This is a genomic window from Bradyrhizobium sp. USDA 4474 (assembly GCF_054057515.1).
The window spans coordinates 1,879,659-1,898,121 of the sequence record NZ_JBSRZJ010000002.1 but is presented as its reverse complement, the minus strand read 5'-3'; the positions used below and the strand labels follow the sequence as shown (position 1 = coordinate 1,898,121).

Genomic DNA, 18,463 nt, shown 5'->3' with positions numbered 1-18,463 from the left:
ATGGCCAATGTGATCGGCATCGGCGCCGCACCGAAGCGAAAAGAAGACCAGCGTTTCCTCACCGGCCGCGGCAATTACGTCTCGGACATCAAACGTCCCGGCATGACCGCGGGTGTGTTCGTGCGCTCGCCGCATGGACACGCGATACTGCGCGGCATCGACAAGGCTGCGGCGCTGGCATCGCCTGGCGTGATCGCGGTCCTCACCGGCGATGACGTCAAGGCCGACGGCCTCGGCTCACTGCCCTGCGGCTGGGGCATTTCGGATGCCAAGGGCGTGCCGATGAAGGAACCGCCGTTCCCGATGCTGGCGCAAGGCAAGGTGCGCTTCGTCGGCGATATGGTGGCTTTTGTCATCGCGGAGACGCCGGAGCAGGCGAACGCCGGCGCTGAGCTGCTGAGGATCGATTACGAGGTGCTGCCCTCCGTGATTGGCGTGCTCGAAGCGGTCAGGCCGAATGCGCCGCAACTGTTCGACGATATCCCAAACAATATCTGCTGTGACTGGGAGCTCGGCGACAGGGCTGCGGTGGAATCCGCGTTTCGCAGGGCCACCCATGTCGCCAGGCTCAGCCTCGTCAACAACCGCCTGATCGGCAATCCCATGGAGCCGCGCGCGGCGATCGCGGAATACGAGCCCGGCACCGATCGCTTCACGCTGTGGACCACCAGCCAATTCCCGCATGTCGTGCGCTTCCTGATGGGCGCGCTGGTGCTGAACATCCCGCAGCACAAGCTGCGCGTGGTTGCCCCCGATGTTGGCGGCGGCTTCGGCGTCAAGCAGTTCCACTACGGCGAAGAGGCCGTGGTCACCTGGGCTGCCAAGCGCGTGAAGCGGCCGGTGAAATGGGTGGCGAGCCGCTCGGAGGGGTACGTCTCCGATCGCCACGGCCGCGATCACGTCACCGAGGCCGAACTGGCGCTGGACGAGACCGGAAAATTCCTCGCCTTCCGCGTCAACACGCTCGCCAATATGGGCGGCTATCTCTCGACCTTCGGGCCGAACATTCCGACCAATCTCTACGGTCCGCTGCTTGGCGGCGTCTACACCACGCCCGCGATCTATTGCAACGTGAAGGTGGTCTTCACCAACACCGTGCCTGTCGACGCTTATCGCGGCGCGGGCCGCCCCGAAGCGACCTTCGTGCTGGAGCGCATCGTCGATGTCGCAGCCGCCGAGATGGGTATCGACCGCGTCGAGATCCGCCGCCGCAACATGATCCCGAAGGAAGCCTATCCCTATCAGACGCCGGTGCTGGTGCAGTACGATTCCGGTGATCCCATGGGCTGTCTCGACGGCGCGCTTGTAGCCGCCGACGTCAAGAATTTCGGCGTGCGCAAGGCGGCCTCCGCCAGCAAGGGCAAATTCCGCGGGCTCGGCTATTCCACCTATGTCGAAGCCTGCGGCCTCGCGCCGTCGCGGTTCGCGGGACGGCTCGGGGCGCGCGGGGGCCTCTATGAGAGTGCCACCGTGCGCGTGCATCCCACCGGCCAGGTGACGGTCATGATCGGCACCCACAATCACGGCCAGGGCCACGAGACGACCTTTGCGCAGATCGTCTCCGACAAGCTCGGCGTCGCCTTCGAGAATGTCGACATCGTGTTCGGCGATACCGATCGGGTGCAGTTCGGCATGGGCACCTATGGCTCGCGCTCACTCGTGGTCGGGGGGGCCGCGCTGTCCAAGGCGACCGACAAGGTAATCGCCAAAGGCAAGAAAATCGCCTCGCACCTGCTCGAGGCGGCCGAAGCGGATATCCAGTTCGAGAGCGGCAAATTTTCGGTGGCCGGCACCGACCGTATGAAGACGTTCGAGGAGATCGCGGGCGCGGCTTATGTGCCGCACGATTATCCGCTCGAGGTGCTGGAGCCGGGCCTGGAGGAGCAGGCCTATTACGATCCTGTCAACTTCACTTATCCCGGCGGCTGCCATATCGCCGAGGTCGAGGTCGATCCGGAGACGGGCACGGTGACGTTGGTCAATTACACGGCAGTCGACGATGTCGGCACTGTCATCAATCCGATGATCGTCGAGGGGCAGTTGCACGGAGGTATCGTGCAGGGCGTCGGCCAGGCCCTGTTCGAAAACGCGGTCTATGACGAGGGCACCGGTCAGCTCTTGTCGGGCTCGCTGATGGACTATTGCATGCCGCGCGCCGACCATATCCCGATGATGAAAGTTGCGACCCACTCGACGCTCTGCACGCATACGCCGATGGGCGTGAAGGGTTGCGGAGAGGTCGGCACCATCGGTTCGCCCGCCGCCGTGATCAACGCGGTGGTCGATGCGCTGTCGCATCTCGGCGTCACCCATGTCGACATGCCCGCGACGCCCAACCGGATCTGGCGCCTGCTGCAAAATGCGTCGCTGCCGGTCGCCGCGGAATAGGGAGGACAACAATGAAGCCATTTGCCTATCATCAGCCCGTCCAAATTCCCGATGCGGCCAAGCTGTTGACCTCGATCGAGGACAGCAAGCTCCTCGCTGGCGGCATGACGCTGATCCCGACGCTCAAGCAGCGGCTGGCCAATCCGCCTGCGCTGGTCGATCTGTCGAAGCTTGGATCCCTCAAGGGCATCACCGACGACGGTGAGACCATCACCATCGGCGCGATGACGCCGCATGCGGTGGTTGCAGCCTCGAAACTGGTGCAGGCGAAAATCCCCGGGCTCACGGCATTGGCCTCGATGATCGGTGATCCTGCCGTGCGCAGCCGCGGCACCCTCGGCGGCTCAGTCGCCAACAACGATCCGGCCGCGGATTATCCCGCCGGCGTTCTCGGTCTCGGCGCCACCATCATCACCAGCATGCGTGAGATCGCGGCGGACAAGTTCTTCCTCGGCTTGTTCGAGACCGCTCTGGAAGCGGGCGAGATCATCACCGCGATCCGTTTTCCGGTGCCGCTCAAGGCGGGCTACGCAAAGTTCAAGGCGCCGGCCTCGCGCTATGCGCTGGTCGGCGTGTTCGTCGCGAAGTTCGCCGATGGTGTTCGCGTCGCGGTCACGGGTGCGGGGCCGGGTGTGTTCCGTGTGCCCCCGATGGAAGCGGCGCTGTCGCAAAATTTCGATCCATCCGCGATCGCGGCGATCAAGATCGACACCGACGGTCTCACATCCGACATCCATGCCGAAGCCGATTACCGGGCGCATCTCGTCACTGTCATGGCCAAGCGCGCCGTCGACGCGGCGCTCGTCTAGTTCCGCAGGGTTGATGATGACTGATGGTTCCGGCCGAACGGCCCTCCCGCCGGCGCCGACTGGCCTTGGCGCGCTCTCCGCAACCGAGATCATGGCCGGCTACCGGCGCAAGGCATTCACGCCGCGCGATGTCGTTGACGACACCATCGCCGCGCTGGAGGCGACGAACGAGACCTGCAACGTGGTGGTGACGCCGATGTACGAGCAGGCGCGAGCGGAGGCCGATCGCCTCACGAAGACAATGCACGCGGGCGAAGACCAGGGACCGCTCGCCGGCGTGCCTGTCACGATCAAGGACCTCATCTTCGTCGCGGGCGTGCCGGCCTATGCCGGCTCGCCGATGAACGCAGGCTTTGTTCCTGAAGCCGATGCTGCCGTGGTGTCGGCGCTGAAGGCAGCAGGCGCGATCATCACCTGCAAGACCACCACTTGCGAGTCCGGGTACAAGTTGACGGCGGACAGCCCGGTCACCGGCATCACGCGCAATCCCTGGAATCCTGGTCGCACCAGTGGTGGATCGAGCGGCGGTGCGGCAGCGGGCGTCGCTGCCGGCTGTGGCCCGATCGCAATCGGCACCGACGGCGTCGGCTCGATCCGTGTGCCTTCCTCCTTTTGCGGTGTGTTTGGCCTGAAGCCGACTTTCGGTCTCGTGCCACGCTCGCCCGGCTTCTCGCCGCCGTCCTGGGCCTCGCTCGCGCATACCGGGCCGATCACGCGGACCGTTGCCGATGCCGCGCTGACGCTGGAGATCATCGCTGCTTACGATCTGCGCGATGCCGCAAGCCTTCGCGTGTCCGCGCGCCGCTTCGATACGACTGCAGGGCGTTTGGATGGTATTCGTGTCGGCGCCAGCGCCGATCTCGGCTATGCCGCCGTCAGTTCCGACGTATGCGCAGCTTTCGGCAGGGCGCTCGCGATTCTCGATTCGTGCGGCGCGCGAGTCACCATGGATGAGCCGGGTCTCGATCCTGATATCCTCGAGCATACGTTGAAGCCGATCGCATTTACCGAGCAGGCGGCCGCGGTCTCGGCCAAGACGCGGGCCGATCTCGCGGACTCCGAAGCGCACTATTGCGATGTCGTCAGCGCCGGCCGGCGCTACAGCGGTACGGATTACATCGAAGCGAGCTATCGCCGCGGCCAGGTGCGCAATGCCTTCATCAAGCTGTTCGAACGCGTCGATGTGCTGGTGACGCCGACGGTTGCCGTGACCGCGTTCGGGGCCGCCAAGATCGGCGTCGACACCATCGACGGCAGCAAGGTCGATCCGCATCTCGGCTGGTCGCCGTTCACCTGGCCGATCAACCTCGCCGGGCTTCCGGCCGCGACACTGCCCTGCGGTCTCGATCGTGACGGCATGCCGATCGGTCTTCAGATCATCGCGCCCTGGCTCGACGAGCCCACGATCTTCCGGATCGCCGCCGCGTTCGAGCAGGCGCAGCCCTGGGCGAAGTTCTGGCCGCAGGTGGCCCTGCGTGGACGACCCAAGGCGTAGGGCTGGAACCGGCCCCGCCTCTCGTCTGCCGGGATTCGAAAATTTTTCGAGGCGACCTCTTGAAATCGACAGCGGTTTTTATAAGTCGTTTTTTGCCGCGAGAGCGGTGTGCCGGGTGCCAGATCGGGCCCGGCGCGGGCGCCGGACCGGTCATCGGACCCGTCTGATACCTGTCTTGCGCTCCTTCGTATCCATCTTGCTCTTTGGAGGACTTGGTTATGAGGACCAGTTTCGACTTCGCGCCCCTGTGGCGCTCCACCATCGGCTTCGATCACCTGGCCGACCTCGTCGACAGCACGTTGCGCCAGGCGAACGAGGACAACTATCCCCCCTACAATATCGAACGTTCCGGTGAAGACCATTACCGGATCAGCCTTGCCGTGGCAGGTTTCGGTCCCAGCGATATCAACGTGACGGCCGAGCAGAACGCGCTCACCATCGAGGGCAAGAAGCCCGAGACCGCTGCGCGCGAATACCTGTATCAGGGCATCGCCGCCAGGCCATTCCGGCGCGTGTTCAACCTCGCCGACTATGTCCAGGTGAAGCAGGCCTCGTTCCAGGACGGGCTCCTGATCGTCGACCTCGTCCGGGAGGTTCCGGAAGCCATGAAGCCGCGCCGGATTCCGATCGCGGGCGGCACTCCTGCGGCATCGCAGATCGAGCAGAAGAAAGCAGCCTAAGCGCTCGATCGGTTCAGTGGCGGAACGCGGCGTGCGGATGCGCGCCGCGCTCCCGATGCATCAAGGAGAGAACAATGGCTTTTCGTGATCTCATTCCCTGGTCGAAAAACCAGGAGCTCGCGCCGTCGCGCGACAATTTCGACCCCTTCCTGACGCTTCACCGCGAGATGAATCGCCTGTTCGAAGACGTCTTCCGCGGCTTCGGCGGGACCAGCCTGTCGCCGCTGATGGAAGGCCGTTTCGGCTGGCCCAAGGTCGAGCTCAGCGAGACCGACAAGACGTTGACGGTCTCGGCCGAGCTTCCCGGCCTCAACGAGAAGGACGTCCAGGTGGAGATCGCCAACGGCGTCCTGACCGTGCGCGGCGAGAAGAAGGCTGAGCGCAACGGCGATGGCCGGTACTTCACCGAGCGCTATTATGGCGCCTTCGAACGGCAGATCCCGCTGGACGGCGTCGAGGAGGACAAGGCAGAGGCTTCGTTCAAGGACGGCGTCCTGACCGTATCGCTGCCGAAGTCCGAGAAGGCGCGGGAAGGCGTCAAGCGCATCCCGATCAACACGCATTAGCGTCACGGACGGCGGCGATCGACGCCGCCGTCCCCGTCAACAGACCCTCGATTTGAAAGGAGTATGAGGGAGGCACCGCCAATGACCAACGTGAAGGCCAATTCCGGCGATCTCAATCCGCTGTTTCATCCCGCAGCCCATTACGATTCGCCTGCCGAGGTCCTGAATGCGCAGGAGCTCTCCACCCCGGAGAAGCGGATGATCCTGTCGTCCTGGGCGTCCGACATGTACACCGTCGAATCCTGTCCCGCCTTGCGCGAAATCCCCGGCATGAACCACGCGGTCCGGCTCGCCGATATCCTGGCCGCCCTGCGCAAGCTCGGCGGTGACAACGACAATGACGACCCGCCGCGCGGCGGCGGCGTACCGATGCGGCTGCGGCGGCCACGGGCCGCCGCAGAGGGGCAAAGCACATGATGCTCACGCAGACTGTTCTCGGGCTCGTGCTGCTCGGTCAGGCCTCGGCGGTCTGCGTCGTTCCGTTTCTCGCTCTGCAAGGCCTCATCACTGCGCCCCGGGCTGGCTAAATCCTCGATGTTGGGTGTCGAGGGCTTTGCGAAACGCTGGCGAGCATCACTGAATCGCAGGAGTTACGACAGCTCGATCGGCGTGCCGCGGCCGCTGAGCTCGTCGTCGAGCCGCAGATAGTGCGCGAGATAGTCGTGCAGCGCGGTCGCGGCCTTCGAGGTGGCGCCGTTGGATTTGTACAGCAGCAGCTCGATCTTCGGCAGCGGGGGCAACCCTTCATTCGGCCCGATCTCGCGCATCGCCGGCACCAGGGCGCTGCGGCCGAGCACGGTGACGGCCATGCCGGCGAAGGCGGCGGCTTGCAGTCCGCCGACGCTTTCGCTGACGCAGGCGACGCGCCAGCGCAGGTTTGCGCGTTCCAGCGTATCGATGGCGTAGTCGCGATAGATGTTGCCCGGCGGCAGCAGCGCAAGCGGGATCGGTCGCTCCTGATGCGCCGTGGACTGCTCGCCCGTCATCCACACCAGCTGCTCGCGCCGCACCACCTGGCCGCCGGTGAAATCGTTCATGCGGGTGACGAGTGCGATGTCGACATCGCCGCGCTTGACGAGGCCGACGAGCGGCGTCGACAGCGCACAGTTGAGCTCGACCTGAACGCGCGGGAAAGATTTCCGGAACACGCTGAGGATCTGCGGCAGCATGAACGCCGCGTAGAGGTCGGGCGTGCCGAGCACGACCTGGCCCTCGATCTCCTGCGAAGCCAGCTGCGAGATCAGCTCGTCATGCAACCTCAGGATAGACTTGGCGTAGGTGAGGACGACAGTGCCGTCGTCGGTCAGCGTCAGCCTGCGGCCGGCATGGTCGAACAATTGCTTGCCGGTGAGCTCCTCCAGCCGCTGCAATTGCAGCGTGATCGCCGGCTGGGTGCGGCCCAGCCGTCGCGCAGTCTCGGTGATGCTGCCGGTCTCGACCACCGAGATCAGCGACCGGAGCATGCGGATATCGAGACTGATGAGGTTCATGCGGCGTCCATGTCGCCCAGAATCTATGCAAGTTCCATGCTAGCACATTTGGGCGGACCGGCCTGGGTGGATCTGGAACGTCGCCGAGCAGATCGCAAAGTCGTCGGAAGCGTTCGAGCTGAAGGCCGGCGACATCATCTATTCCGGCACGCCGGAGCATGTCGGCCCCATGCTGAAGAGCGACGCGCTACGGTGCAAGCCCGAGGGCTTGCCGGACATGTCGCTCAACGTCGTCTGATGATCTTGCCGCGTGGCGGCATTTCCGTCGAACATGGCCGCATGCGTGGTACATCTACCTGACGGGGGCGTTCAGGTCTATGTACCGAGCTTCAAGTCAACAGCGCGAGCAGGGCGATCAGGGAGATCAACACGGATGGATTTCGCGCTCACCGATCAGCAGGAAGCCATTCGCGGCGCCATCGCAAAGATCTGCGAAGGCTTTCCCGATGCCTACTGGCTGAAGAAGGACCACGACGGCGGCTTCCCGCACGACTTCCACAAGGCGCTGGCCGACGCGGGCTGGCTCGGCATCTGCGTGCCGGAAGCCTACGGCGGCTCCGGGCTCGGGATCACTGAAGCCGCGATCATGATGCGCACCATCGCGGAGTCAGGCGCCGGCATGTCCGGCGCCTCTGCGGTGCACATCAACGTGTTCGGCCTCAATCCGGTGGTCGTGTTCGGCACCGAGGAGCAGCGCAAGCGCATGCTGCCGCCGATGGTCGAGGGCCGCGAGAAGGCGTGCTTTGCCGTCACGGAGCCCAACACCGGCCTTAACACCACGCAGCTCAAGACCCGCGCGGTCGCCAAGAACGACCGCTACATCGTCAATGGCCAGAAGGTATGGATCTCGACCGCGCAGGTCGCGCACAAGATCCTGCTGCTGGCGCGGACCACGCCGCTCGAAGACGTGGGCTCGCCGACCCACGGTCTAAGCCTGTTCTACACGGACTTCGACCGCAACAAGATCAAGGTCCACGAGATCGAGAAGATGGGCCGCAAGATCGTCGATTCCAACGAGCTGTTCTTCGAGGACTTTGAAATTCCCATGGAGGACCGCATCGGCGAAGAGGGCAAGGGTTTCGAGTACATCCTCGAAGGCATGAATCCCGAGCGTATCTTGATCGCGGCGGAGGCCGTCGGCCTCGGCAAGCTCGCACTGTCGCGCGCGACCGAATACGCCAAGACGCGCGTCGTGTTCAATCGCCCGATCGGCAAAAATCAAGGCATCCAGCATCCGCTCGCCGTGAACTGGGTCGAGCTCGAGGCGGCATGGCTGATGGTGATGTCGGCGGCCTGGCAATACGACAAGGGCATGCCCTGCGGCGCCGCGGCCAACGCTGCGAAATATCTCGCCGGCGAAGCCGGCTTCTCGGCGTGCGAGCAGGCGGTGATGACCCATGGCGGCTTTGGCTATGCCAAGGAATTTCACGTCGAGCGCTATTTGCGCGAGGTGCTGATCCCCCGCATCGCGCCGGTCAGTCCGCAGCTCGCGCTCAGCTTCATCGCGGAGAAGGTGCTGGGCCTCGCCAAATCGTACTGAGCAGGTTGCTCTGAAGGTTTCTATTCGGCGGCGATCCGTTCCATCGCCATGGCGCGGAGTTTTGCGCGCTGGATCTTGACGCCATTGGCGCTGTCGGTGACCGGGAAGGCATCCACGACATAGATGCGTGCCGGCACCTTGTAGCCGGCGAGCCGCTCACGCAGGCGCGCGACCAAGGTTTCCTGCTGCGGCGGTCGACCAGCCGGGATCACGAAGGCGACGCAGCGCGCCTGGCCTTTCAGATCGACAGCGACCGCCTGGGCGTCGGCGACACCGGCACAGGACTTGAGCTCGTCCTCGATCTCGCCAGGCGCGACCAGAAAGCCGCCGAGGCGCATGGCGTCGCCGGCGCGGGTCTCATAGACGAAGGCGCCGTTGCCGCGGAGACGGCCGATATCGCCGGTCCGGAAGAAGCCGTCCGCGGTGATGGCCTCGCGCGTCGCTTCCGGGTTGTTGAAATAGCCGAGGAAGCGCGATGGCGCGCTGATCTCGATCTCGCCGGAGACGCCGGGAGCGGTGAGCTCGCCGCTCTCGGTATCGCGCACGCGCACCTTCGCCTCTGATGACATCGGCCAGCCGCCGCCCTCGATGCGATCGGCGAAAGCGTCGCCGGGGCGGCCGATCGAGAACAACGCCTGCACCTCGCTCGAGCCGTAGAGGCCGAACAGCGGCAGGCCGCGCGTCTCGGCCTCTGCAGCCAGCTCGCGCCAGCCGGGCTGGAACGCGGCATAGCCGCAGACTTCGAGATGCGGGAACGGCCGCGGCGCGTGGGTCAGTGCGAGGATGCGGCGAAACATCTCGTCGGAGCCGAAGGCGTGTGTGATTTGCTGCTTGCTGAGGATGTTCAAAGCCGGTGCCGCCTCAAAAGCGTCGAGCACGTGGACGGTCGCGCCCGCCGCGATGAAGCCCAGCAGGCTCGTCATGCCGAAGGTGCCGCAGAATGGCAGCATCGCCAGTAGAGCGTGACGCTGCGGCGAGAGCTGGAGTGCCTTGGCAACGGCTTTCGCGTGGCTTGCGAGCGTTCGCTGCGAATGCGCCACCAGCTTCGGGCCTTTTGTCGTGCCCGATGTGGTGTAGAGCAGTACGGGCAGGTCGATGTCTTCTTGGGCGGGAGTCAGCGGATAGGGCTTATCGAACGCATCGAAGCGCGTGCAGGACCATTTTGCGGCGATCGCATCCGCGCCGACCGTCGCGACCTTCTGCAGGGCCGGCACCTCTTCGCCGGCGATGTCGGCGAGAATGGAAGCGAAATCGATCGAGCGAAACGCGGCCTCGACCACCAGAAGCTTGGCGCCGGACAGTTTCAGAAGATGCACCACCTCCGCGCTGCGATACCGCGTGTTGACGGCGGCGACGATCGCACCGAGCCTGGCGGCGGCGAACAGCAGCGCGATCCATTCGACCCGGTTGACCAGCCAGACCGCGACGACGTCGCCCTTGTCGATGCCCTGCGCGGCAAGCCAGGCAGCGGTCTGCTCGACCTTCATCGAAAATTCCGTGCGCGACACGGACGTGCCGTCGAACACGAAGGCGGGCTCGGCTGATGTCTCCGATTCGATCAGCGATTGCAGCGAAACATCGTCGGCGTGCATGGCCACCGGAGTAGCCCGATCGCGCAAACCTGTCTACTTGGTGCCGAACATTCGGTCGCCGGCATCGCCCAGGCCCGGCACGATATAGCCGTGGTCGTTGAGCCGCTCATCGATCGCGGCGGTCCAGACCGGCACGTCCGGATGTTCGTCCTGGAACTTCGCAACGCCTTCCGGCGCTGCCAGCAGGCAGACGAAACGGATGTCGCGGGCGCCGCGGTCTTTCAGCAGCGAGGCGCCGGCGCAGGCCGAATTGCCGGTCGCCAGCATGGGGTCCATCAGGATCACGGTGCGGTCCGACAGGTCCTGTGGTGCCTTGAAATAATATTCCACGGCCTGCAGCGTCTCGGGGTCGCGGTAGAGCCCGATATGGGCGATGCGGGCCGAAGGCATCAGCGCCAGCATGCCGTCGAGGAAGCCGACGCCGGCGCGCAGGATCGGCGCCAGCGTGAGCTTCTTGCCGGCGATCTTCGGCGCCTGCATCGGCGAGATCGGCGTCTCGATCCCGACCAGCTCCAGCGGCAGGTCGCGCGTCACCTCGTAGCCGAGCAGCATCCCGATCTCGTTCAGGATCTCGCGAAAGCTCTTGGTCGAGCGATCCTTCTCCCGCATCAGGGAAAGCTTGTGCTGGACCAGGGGGTGGGCGACGACGTTGACGCTGCTTGTGCTCATGCAGCCCGTCTAACACGGTTCCGTGAAACTGCGCCAGATCGGCCGGGCGTTTTCCGCAAGGACCGGGGCGGCCTGTCCGTCATCGCGATCGCCGTTCTTGCCCGGTTGCTCGCCTGATGGGCAGCCTTGGTCACTTCGCGGTCGGCCCGCGGAAGTGATCGAAGGCTCTAGACCCCGAGCCCACGCGCTGCGAGCGTGATCACGATCGTCAGGACCGCCCCCCAGATCAGGCTCAGCGTCATGGTCAGGATGGTCGTGGTGACCGCGTGCTCGAGAGGTCCCCTGAAGAGCGGCATATGCTAGCTGTCCGCGGTGGGCACCGCGGTGAGGCGAGCCAGCAGCCGCCTGGCTCGTTCGGCCAGCACGATCAGCGGATTGCCGCGGTTCTCGATGTCGAGCTCGAAGGTCTCGGCGGGAAACACCAGCGCACACCGTGCCGGCGCGCTCTGGCGGTTGGCGAAATCGACGGCCGAGCTCTTGAACAGGAACAGGCCGCCGATGCGTCCGCGCGCCTCGCGGACGACCCAGAGGCCGACCTTGTTGCGGCCGATGAAAAAGGCGGGAATGGCGGCGCTGACGACGTCGGGATCGAGCGGCGTCAATTCCGCCGCAGGCCGCTGCCGCGGCTGGCGATCAACAGCTTGAAGAGCAATCGCGGCCATGGCGGCCTCCTCACACGTCTGCAAGGTCATCATAGCGCCCTCAGGCGTGGAGGTGCCAGACGTGGATGGCGGTCTTCAGCACGATGAGCGCCGTGAGCACGCTGCCCATCGTGAGCACCGCAAGTGCACGCCGCGCGACGCGCTTGAGCTCGGCCTTGCGTTCCCTGGCCGGGCCTTCGGCCCAGCGGAAGGGGCGTTGAAAGCCCTGTGTCAGCATCGACATATGGAAGTCCTTGTCTCTCGGGCGACGAGACAGTCGCCCTATCTGGCTTCTGATAGTGAGCATCGCAGCATAGGAATGCGAGACGGGTGTGGGTGTTGTCGTATAGGAGCGCTATAGGCGCGCTCTCTAAGCGCCGATGCTGTCGATCAGCTCCTCGTCGGCAATCGCCATGAAGGCTCTCCGGACCTCGGCCCGAGCCAGATCATCCAGCGGCACGATCGGCAGCCTTGTCGCGGGCGACATCAGGCCCAGCGTGCTCAGTGCGTATTTGAGTGCAGCCGGGCTTTCGCGGGACAGGCAGGCGATGAGCGGCACGAGGCGCTTGTGCAGGTAGCGCGCCGTTTGCAGGCGACCCTGCCGGATTTGTGAGAAGATCGTGCGGCATAGATCTGGCGCGATGTTGGAAACCTCCGAGATTGCGCCGTCGCCGCCGCCGGCGAGGGTGCCGAATGTGGAGACGTCGTCGCCCGATAGCAGGCGAAAGCCAGATGGCAGCAGCCGGCTCAGGCGCATCGGCTGTCACCGCTCCCATCGCGCAGGCCCACGAACTGGCGGGCTTCGACCAGACGCAGCAATGTCTCGTCGGCGAGCGGACGCAGCGTGCGGGAGGGGACGTCGTGCAGGATCACGGGCAGGCCGATCGCGCCGGCTATGGCGCGGAAATGCGCGAGCATCCCCTCCTGCATCGGCTTGTTGTAGGCGGGCACCACCGACATGACGGCATCGGCACCGGCTGCCTCTGCGCGCCGCGCAAGCTCGACAGCGCGGCCGGTCGCATTCGACATCGCACCCGCGATGACCCGCGCCCGCCCGCGGGCAACTTCGACCGCGGTGCGAATGACGAGTTCCTGCTCGGCGGCCGAAAGCGTCGGCGCTTCGCCCGCCGTCTCGCAAACCACGATCGCAGGCACGCCGGCTGCAACCTGGCGCTCACACAGTGCGGCGAACGCCCTGAGGTCGATCGTGTCGGCTGCGTCGAGCGGCGTCGGCAGATCCGGGATGAAACCGGTGATCCAGGATGAAGGAGGAATGAACATGGCTTGCTTGCCCGGATGCGCGGCGCTCAGGCCGCGCGCTGCGAGAGGTCGGGGTGTTTACCCATGTCGAGCTCGATCTCGCGCGGCAGTTCGACGATGGTCTCGGGATGATGTCCGTTCTCGAACAGCACGTATTTGATCGCCTGGGCGCGGCTGACGAACAGGCCGCCATAGAGGCCGTGCTGCTCCTGCGCAATCCATTGTCCGCGATGGTTCCGGCCGATGAAGACGATGCTGGAGAGCGAGCTGCACGAGGGAGGTTCGACGAGTTTCACGGATGAAGTCCTTCCAATTGACGCGAGGGGCGGAATTTCGTCCCGCAACCTCCCGATCAATATCTTTCTCGATGGATAGGATTTCGAGAGAGGGCGCTCGGCGATCTCATAGGAACGCCATAAGGCTTCGCGCTCAGTTGAAATTCTCGCAAGCCGCCGGCTCGTAGAGCGCATCCGCGGCGGGACGCACGCTGGGAACGCTCGGCCGCGAAGTTTCGACGGCCAGTGCCTGTATCTCCACGAAAGCCGACATCAGCGCGACCGCGAGGTCGCCATGGCATCCCTCGACCGCCGCGTCGAGCCAGTCCGGCAGTTCGCGTTCGCGCGACAGTGCGCAGTGCCATTCGCCCTCATCGTAGGCGATGCGGCGGACCTGCCACAGCGGCAGTTCGAGTTCCATCAGCGCCAGCGCGGCATCGGTCCACGCCTCGGCATCGATCAGGCGCATGACGCGCGCGGTGCGCTCGGTCTGTCCGAGAGAAGGGAAGCGGCGGCAGGCCTTGTCCATGATTTCGAGCATCAACGGCCGCGTCATGCCTTGCGCGTTGCGGAGGCGGTCGGTGAGGGCCGGTGGATCATAGTGTTGGAAAGCGACGGTCATATCAGGCCTCCTGGAGCGGGCGTCGGTCCGTCGGCCGGCCTGTTCAGGATGGCGGGAAGAGCATTGGAAAACGAGACGGGAAGGGGTTGGGAGATATAGGAATCTCATAAGCACTGGCCCCATCCGCGCGGGATGCAACGCGTCGCCGGCGCGCCGTCCTTTATGAGATTCCTATAACTTCGCCAGAGCCGACGTCTCGAAAACCTATGTGCGTGGTGGCACGTGAAGGCGGTGAAAGTCCCGGCCGGCAACTGCTGCACATGATTCAACGCAAGCTGCCTGCCGGGGAAGTGAGACACAGTTGCCTCCGCCACGGAGCGCAACGAGGAGTTTTCCCATGATGGACATTCTCATGCTGGCGCTGGGCTTCGGCTTCTTTGCCCTAGCGATCGGCTACACCTACGCCTGCGAACGGCTGTGACGGAGCGGATCATGATGTTCGATTATGCGCTCGCCGGTGCCGTCTCGTTCGGCCTTCTGGTCTATCTCACCTATGCGCTGCTGCGGCCGGAACGGTTCTGAGCCGTGCGGCTGCCGCTGTTGCGGCGGACAAAATGCCTGAAGGGTTGATTCCATGACTGTGATCGGTTGGCTCCAGATCATTCTTTTCTGCGTCGTCATCGTCGCGCTGACAAAACCGCTCGGCTGGTACATGACGCGTGTGTTCAATGGCGAGACAACGTTTCTCTCGCCGGTGCTGCGTCCGATCGAGGCCGGCATCTACTGGATCTCAGGCGTTGACGAGAAGCGCGAGCAGCACTGGCTGACCTATACGGTTTCCATGCTGCTGTTCCATGTCGGCGGCTTCCTGATCATTTACGGTGTGATGCGCCTGCAGGCGGTGCTGCCCTTCAATCCGGCCGGGCAGACCGCGGTTGCCGAGGATCTGTCCTTCAACACCGCGATCTCCTTCATCACCAATACCAACTGGCAGAACTACGGTGGCGAGAGCACGATTTCGTATCTCGTGCAGATGGTCGGCCTGACGCACCAGAACTTCCTGTCGGCCGCGACCGGCATCGCGCTCGCCGTGGCGCTGATCCGCGGCTTCTCGCGCGCCTCGATGCGCACGGTCGGCAATTTCTGGGTCGACGTGACCCGCTGCACCCTTTATGTGCTGCTGCCGATCTGCGTGGTCTATACGCTGTTCCTGGTCTCGCAGGGCATGCCGCAGACGCTCGGCGACTATGTCGAGGCCACGACGCTCGAAGGCGCCAAGCAGACCATCGCTGTCGGGCCGGTGGCCTCGCAGGTCGCAATCAAGATGCTCGGCACCAATGGCGGTGGCTTCTTCAATGCCAATGCGGCGCACCCCTTCGAGAATCCGACCGCGCTGTCGAACTTCGTGCAGATGCTGTCGATCTTCGCGCTGGGCGCCGCGCTGACCAATGTGTTCGGCCGCATGGTCGGCAACCAGCGCCAGGGCTTCGCGATCCTCGCCGTGATGGGCGTCCTGTTCGTCGCCGGCGTCGCGATCACCTATTGGGCGGAAGCCAACGGCACTTCGATGCTTCAGGCGCTCGGCCTGACCGGCGGCAACATGGAGGGCAAGGAAGTTCGCTTCGGCATCGTTGCGTCCTCGCTGTTCGCCGTGATCACCACGGCGGCGTCCTGCGGCGCGGTGAACGCCATGCATGATAGTTTTACCGCGCTCGGCGGCATGATCCCGCTGATCAACATGCAGCTAGGGGAGATCATCATCGGCGGCGTCGGGGCCGGCCTCTACGGCATGCTGCTGTTCGTCGTGCTCGCGATCTTCGTCGCGGGCCTGATGGTCGGCCGCACGCCGGAATATGTCGGCAAGAAGATCGAGGCGCGCGAGGTCAAGATGGCGATGCTCGCGATCCTGGTGCTGCCGCTGATGTATCTGGGCTGGACCTCGGTCGGCGTGGTCTATCCCGCGGCGGTGGCCTCCATGGCCAATGCCGGCCCCCACGGCTTCACCGAGGTGCTCTACGCCTATACGTCGGCGACCGGCAACAACGGCTCGGCGTTCGCGGGCCTCACCGGCAACACGCTGTTCTACAATCTCACCCTCGCCAGCGCGATGTTCGTCGGCCGCTTCTTCATGATCGTGCCGGCCATGGCGATCGCGGGCTCGCTCGCCGCCAAAAAATCCATTCCGCCGTCGGCGGGCACGTTCCCGACCACCGGCGGCCTCTTCGTCGGCCTCGTCGTCGGCGTAATCCTGATCATCGGCGGCCTCACCTTCTTCCCGGCGCTCGCACTCGGCCCCATCGTCGAGCATCTCGCGATGAATGCAGGCCAAGTGTTCTGATCGAACCTCTTCTGATTGTCTGGAGTGACCTCCATGGAAACCATGAAACTGCAGAAGCGCGCGTCCGTCTCGGCGATGCTCGATCCCAAGATCGTCGTGCCGGCGATCCGCGCTTCCGTCACCAAGCTCGACCCGCGGCTGATGATCAGGAACCCCGTAATGTTCGTGGTCGAAATCGTGGCCGCGCTCACCACGGTGATCTTCCTGCGCGATCTCGTCACTGAGGGCACCAATCTCGGCTTTACCTTCCAGATCATCGTCTGGCTCTGGTTCACAGTGCTGTTCGCGAACTTCGCTGAGGCGGTGGCCGAAGGCCGTGGCAAGGCGCAGGCCGATTCGCTGCGCAAGACCCGCAGCGAGAGCCAGGCCAAGCTGCTGAGCGGCGCGGGTAAGGACTTCAAGCTGGTGCCGGGCACGAGCCTCAAGGTCGGCGACATCGTGCTGGTCGAGGCGGGTGACACCATCCCGTCCGACGGTGAGGTGATCGAAGGCGTCGCGTCCGTCAACGAGGCCGCCATAACAGGCGAATCCGCACCCGTGATCCGCGAGTCCGGGGGCGACCGCTCCGCGGTGACAGGCGGAACCCAGGTGCTATCCGACTGGATCCGCGTCCGCATCACGGCGGCGCAGGGCTCGACCTTCATCGATCGCATGATCAAGCTGGTCGAGGGGGCCGAGCGCGCGAAGACGCCGAACGAGATCGCGCTGAACATCCTGCTCGCGGGCCTCACCATCATCTTCGTGTTCGCGACCGTCACCATTCCGAGCTATGCGGCCTATGCGGGCGGCTCGATCTCGGTGATCGTGCTGGTCGCGCTGTTTGTGACGCTGATTCCGACCACGATCGGCGCGCTGCTCTCGGCCATCGGCATCGCCGGCATGGACCGCCTGGTGCGCTTCAACGTGCTCGCGATGTCCGGCCGCGCGGTCGAGGCGGCCGGCGACGTCGACACGCTGCTGCTCGACAAGACCGGCACCATTACGCTCGGAAACCGCCAAGCCACCGCGTTCCGACCGGTGCGCGGTGTCGGCGAGCAGGAGCTGGCGGACGCCGCTCAGCTCGCCTCGCTTGCCGACGAGACCCCCGAGGGCCGCTCCATCGTCGTTCTCGCGAAGGAGAAATACGGCATCCGCGGCCGCGACATGGCCGAGCTCGGGGCGACTTTCATCCCGTTCACGGCGCAGACCCGCATGAGCGGTGTCGATGCCGGCGGCTCTTCGGTGCGCAAGGGCGCGGTTGATGCCATGCTCAACTATGTCGGCGGCGGCGCGCCGATGGCCGTGGCGTCGGGCAATACGGCGCGCGCCATCCAGCCTGCAGCACTGTCCGAGATCGGCCGCGAGATCCAGACCATTGCAGACGACATCTCGAAAGCCGGCGGGACGCCGTTGGCCGTCGCCAGGGACGGAAAGCTGCTCGGCGTCATCCAGCTCAAGGACATCGTCAAGGGCGGCATCCGCGAGCGCTTTGCCGAGCTGCGCCGCATGGGTATCCGCACCGTCATGATCACTGGCGACAACCCGATGACGGCGGCGGCGATCGCCGCGGAAGCCGGTGTCGACGACTTCCTGGCGCAGGCAACGCCCGAGGACAAGCTCAAGCTGATCCGCGACGAGCAGGCGAAAGGCAAGCTGGTGGCCATGTGCGGCGACGGCACCAACGACGCGCCGGCGCTCGCCCAGGCCGACGTCGGTGTCGCCATGAACACAGGCACACAGGCTGCGCGTGAGGCCGGTAACATGGTCGACCTCGATTCCAATCCCACCAAGCTGATCGAGGTGGTCGAGATCGGCAAGCAGCTCTTGATGACGCGCGGCGCGCTGACGACCTTCTCGATCGCCAACGACGTCGCAAAATATTTTGCGATCATCCCGGCCATGTTTCTGGCGTTCTACCCACAGCTCAACGTGCTGAACGTCATGAACCTGTCGAGCCCGCAGAGCGCCATCCTGTCGGCGATCATCTTTAACGCGCTCATCATCATCGGCCTGATCCCCCTGGCGCTGAAGGGCGTCGCCTATCGCGCCGTCGGTGCCGGCGCGTTGCTTCGGCGTAACCTGCTGATCTACGGCCTCGGCGGCATCGTCATTCCCTTCGTCGGCATCAAGGCGATCGACCTCGTCGTCGTTGCCCTGCACCTCGCCTAAAGGAGCCCCA

At 64.8% G+C, this 18,463-nt stretch carries 18 protein-coding genes and 2 pseudogenes; 11 read left to right on the top strand and 9 right to left on the bottom strand.

Annotated features, from left to right (window positions below; translation table 11 throughout):
• From ACVW16_RS10775 to ACVW16_RS10750, 6 genes are all read left to right on the top strand, one after another.
• Positions 1 to 2,388, top strand: coding sequence for a xanthine dehydrogenase family protein molybdopterin-binding subunit (locus ACVW16_RS10775; protein ID WP_456736104.1), 2,388 nt, complete (start codon positions 1 to 3; stop codon positions 2,386 to 2,388).
• Positions 2,389 to 2,399: 11 nt separating this feature from the next.
• Positions 2,400 to 3,197, top strand: a complete 798-nt coding sequence (locus tag ACVW16_RS10770) for an FAD binding domain-containing protein (protein WP_456736103.1) — start codon at positions 2,400 to 2,402, stop codon at positions 3,195 to 3,197.
• Between the two features lie 16 nt (positions 3,198 to 3,213).
• Positions 3,214 to 4,692 carry an amidase gene (locus ACVW16_RS10765; protein WP_456738221.1) on the top strand — a complete coding sequence of 493 codons (1,479 nt, stop codon included), beginning with the start codon at positions 3,214 to 3,216 and terminating at the stop codon, positions 4,690 to 4,692.
• 218 nt (positions 4,693 to 4,910) lie between these two features.
• A complete protein-coding gene (locus ACVW16_RS10760) occupies positions 4,911 to 5,372 on the top strand; it encodes an Hsp20 family protein (protein ID WP_456699210.1) in 462 nt (153 codons plus the stop codon).
• A gap of 74 nt (positions 5,373 to 5,446) precedes the next feature.
• The gene (locus ACVW16_RS10755; RefSeq protein ID WP_456736102.1) at positions 5,447 to 5,938 is read left to right on the top strand and encodes an Hsp20/alpha crystallin family protein; all 492 of its coding nucleotides are present in this window, start codon (positions 5,447 to 5,449) and stop codon (positions 5,936 to 5,938) included.
• 81 nt (positions 5,939 to 6,019) lie between these two features.
• Entirely contained in the window at positions 6,020 to 6,355 is a 336-nt protein-coding gene (locus tag ACVW16_RS10750; protein ID WP_456736101.1) for a hypothetical protein, read from the top strand.
• 173 nt (positions 6,356 to 6,528) lie between these two features.
• Here ACVW16_RS10750 and ACVW16_RS10745 read toward each other — a convergent pair whose 3' ends face one another.
• A complete protein-coding gene (locus ACVW16_RS10745; protein ID WP_456699207.1) occupies positions 6,529 to 7,428 on the bottom strand; it encodes a LysR substrate-binding domain-containing protein in 900 nt (299 codons plus the stop codon).
• A gap of 70 nt (positions 7,429 to 7,498) precedes the next feature.
• On the opposite strand from ACVW16_RS10745, the pseudogene ACVW16_RS10740 reads away from it, so the two are divergent.
• Both ACVW16_RS10740 and ACVW16_RS10735 read left to right on the top strand, forming a co-directional pair.
• Positions 7,499 to 7,666: pseudogene (locus ACVW16_RS10740) on the top strand (fumarylacetoacetate hydrolase family protein); the annotation flags it as partial.
• Positions 7,667 to 7,801: 135 nt separating this feature from the next.
• Positions 7,802 to 8,968 (top strand): acyl-CoA dehydrogenase family protein, encoded by a 1,167-nt coding sequence (locus ACVW16_RS10735; protein WP_456736100.1) that lies wholly within the window; start codon positions 7,802 to 7,804, stop codon positions 8,966 to 8,968.
• A 20-nt stretch (positions 8,969 to 8,988) separates the two neighbouring features.
• Here ACVW16_RS10735 and ACVW16_RS10730 read toward each other — a convergent pair whose 3' ends face one another.
• The 8 genes and pseudogenes from ACVW16_RS10730 to ACVW16_RS10695 form a co-directional block, all read right to left on the bottom strand.
• Entirely contained in the window at positions 8,989 to 10,560 is a 1,572-nt protein-coding gene (locus ACVW16_RS10730; protein ID WP_456802613.1) for an AMP-binding protein, read from the bottom strand.
• Between the two features lie 33 nt (positions 10,561 to 10,593).
• Complete coding sequence (upp, locus tag ACVW16_RS10725) at positions 10,594 to 11,229, bottom strand: uracil phosphoribosyltransferase (protein ID WP_456736099.1); 636 nt, start codon at positions 11,227 to 11,229, stop codon at positions 10,594 to 10,596.
• Positions 11,230 to 11,396: 167 nt separating this feature from the next.
• A complete protein-coding gene (locus ACVW16_RS10720; RefSeq protein WP_456699205.1) occupies positions 11,397 to 11,525 on the bottom strand; it encodes a hypothetical protein in 129 nt (42 codons plus the stop codon).
• Between the two features lie 3 nt (positions 11,526 to 11,528).
• Positions 11,529 to 11,921, bottom strand: coding sequence for a hypothetical protein (locus tag ACVW16_RS10715; RefSeq protein WP_456738219.1), 393 nt, complete (start codon positions 11,919 to 11,921; stop codon positions 11,529 to 11,531).
• A gap of 10 nt (positions 11,922 to 11,931) precedes the next feature.
• Positions 11,932 to 12,114, bottom strand: a complete 183-nt coding sequence (locus tag ACVW16_RS10710; protein ID WP_456736098.1) for a hypothetical protein — start codon at positions 12,112 to 12,114, stop codon at positions 11,932 to 11,934.
• Positions 12,115 to 12,240: 126 nt separating this feature from the next.
• Positions 12,241 to 13,151: pseudogene (gene dapA / locus ACVW16_RS10705) on the bottom strand (4-hydroxy-tetrahydrodipicolinate synthase).
• Positions 13,152 to 13,177: 26 nt separating this feature from the next.
• Complete coding sequence (locus ACVW16_RS10700; RefSeq protein ID WP_456736097.1) at positions 13,178 to 13,426, bottom strand: hypothetical protein; 249 nt, start codon at positions 13,424 to 13,426, stop codon at positions 13,178 to 13,180.
• A 133-nt stretch (positions 13,427 to 13,559) separates the two neighbouring features.
• Complete coding sequence (locus tag ACVW16_RS10695; RefSeq protein WP_456699200.1) at positions 13,560 to 14,027, bottom strand: hypothetical protein; 468 nt, start codon at positions 14,025 to 14,027, stop codon at positions 13,560 to 13,562.
• Between the two features lie 432 nt (positions 14,028 to 14,459).
• Here ACVW16_RS10695 and ACVW16_RS10690 point away from each other — a divergent pair, with 432 nt between their 5' ends.
• Genes ACVW16_RS10690 through kdpB form a run of 3 tightly spaced genes read left to right on the top strand, consistent with a single transcriptional unit; the run spans position 14,460 to position 18,453 of the window.
• Positions 14,460 to 14,549: a K(+)-transporting ATPase subunit F gene (locus tag ACVW16_RS10690; RefSeq protein WP_456699199.1), complete on the top strand. Its 90-nt coding sequence runs from the start codon at positions 14,460 to 14,462 to the stop codon at positions 14,547 to 14,549.
• Between the two features lie 52 nt (positions 14,550 to 14,601).
• Complete coding sequence (gene kdpA, locus ACVW16_RS10685) at positions 14,602 to 16,305, top strand: potassium-transporting ATPase subunit KdpA (RefSeq protein ID WP_456699198.1); 1,704 nt, start codon at positions 14,602 to 14,604, stop codon at positions 16,303 to 16,305.
• A gap of 33 nt (positions 16,306 to 16,338) precedes the next feature.
• Positions 16,339 to 18,453, top strand: coding sequence for a potassium-transporting ATPase subunit KdpB (gene kdpB, locus ACVW16_RS10680; protein ID WP_456699197.1), 2,115 nt, complete (start codon positions 16,339 to 16,341; stop codon positions 18,451 to 18,453).
• Positions 18,454 to 18,463: the final 10 nt, after the last annotated feature.

Excerpts from the sequence above, each read along its gene's own strand:
- ACVW16_RS10775 (WP_456736104.1), top strand. The coding sequence starts at position 1 with ATGGCCAATGTGATCGGCATCGGCGCCGCACCGAAGCGAAAAGAAGAC.
- ACVW16_RS10770 (WP_456736103.1), top strand. The coding sequence starts at position 2,400 with ATGAAGCCATTTGCCTATCATCAGCCCGTCCAAATTCCCGATGCGGCC.
- ACVW16_RS10765 (WP_456738221.1), top strand. The coding sequence starts at position 3,214 with ATGACTGATGGTTCCGGCCGAACGGCCCTCCCGCCGGCGCCGACTGGC.
- ACVW16_RS10760 (WP_456699210.1), top strand. The coding sequence starts at position 4,911 with ATGAGGACCAGTTTCGACTTCGCGCCCCTGTGGCGCTCCACCATCGGC.
- ACVW16_RS10755 (WP_456736102.1), top strand. The coding sequence starts at position 5,447 with ATGGCTTTTCGTGATCTCATTCCCTGGTCGAAAAACCAGGAGCTCGCG.
- ACVW16_RS10750 (WP_456736101.1), top strand. The coding sequence starts at position 6,020 with ATGACCAACGTGAAGGCCAATTCCGGCGATCTCAATCCGCTGTTTCAT.
- ACVW16_RS10745 (WP_456699207.1), bottom strand. The coding sequence starts at position 7,428 with ATGAACCTCATCAGTCTCGATATCCGCATGCTCCGGTCGCTGATCTCG.
- ACVW16_RS10735 (WP_456736100.1), top strand. The coding sequence starts at position 7,802 with ATGGATTTCGCGCTCACCGATCAGCAGGAAGCCATTCGCGGCGCCATC.
- ACVW16_RS10730 (WP_456802613.1), bottom strand. The coding sequence starts at position 10,560 with ATGCACGCCGACGATGTTTCGCTGCAATCGCTGATCGAATCGGAGACA.
- upp (WP_456736099.1), bottom strand. The coding sequence starts at position 11,229 with ATGAGCACAAGCAGCGTCAACGTCGTCGCCCACCCCCTGGTCCAGCAC.
- ACVW16_RS10720 (WP_456699205.1), bottom strand. The coding sequence starts at position 11,525 with ATGCCGCTCTTCAGGGGACCTCTCGAGCACGCGGTCACCACGACCATC.
- ACVW16_RS10715 (WP_456738219.1), bottom strand. The coding sequence starts at position 11,921 with ATGACCTTGCAGACGTGTGAGGAGGCCGCCATGGCCGCGATTGCTCTT.
- ACVW16_RS10710 (WP_456736098.1), bottom strand. The coding sequence starts at position 12,114 with ATGTCGATGCTGACACAGGGCTTTCAACGCCCCTTCCGCTGGGCCGAA.
- ACVW16_RS10695 (WP_456699200.1), bottom strand. The coding sequence starts at position 14,027 with ATGACCGTCGCTTTCCAACACTATGATCCACCGGCCCTCACCGACCGC.
- ACVW16_RS10690 (WP_456699199.1), top strand. The coding sequence starts at position 14,460 with ATGATGTTCGATTATGCGCTCGCCGGTGCCGTCTCGTTCGGCCTTCTG.
- kdpA (WP_456699198.1), top strand. The coding sequence starts at position 14,602 with ATGACTGTGATCGGTTGGCTCCAGATCATTCTTTTCTGCGTCGTCATC.
- kdpB (WP_456699197.1), top strand. The coding sequence starts at position 16,339 with ATGGAAACCATGAAACTGCAGAAGCGCGCGTCCGTCTCGGCGATGCTC.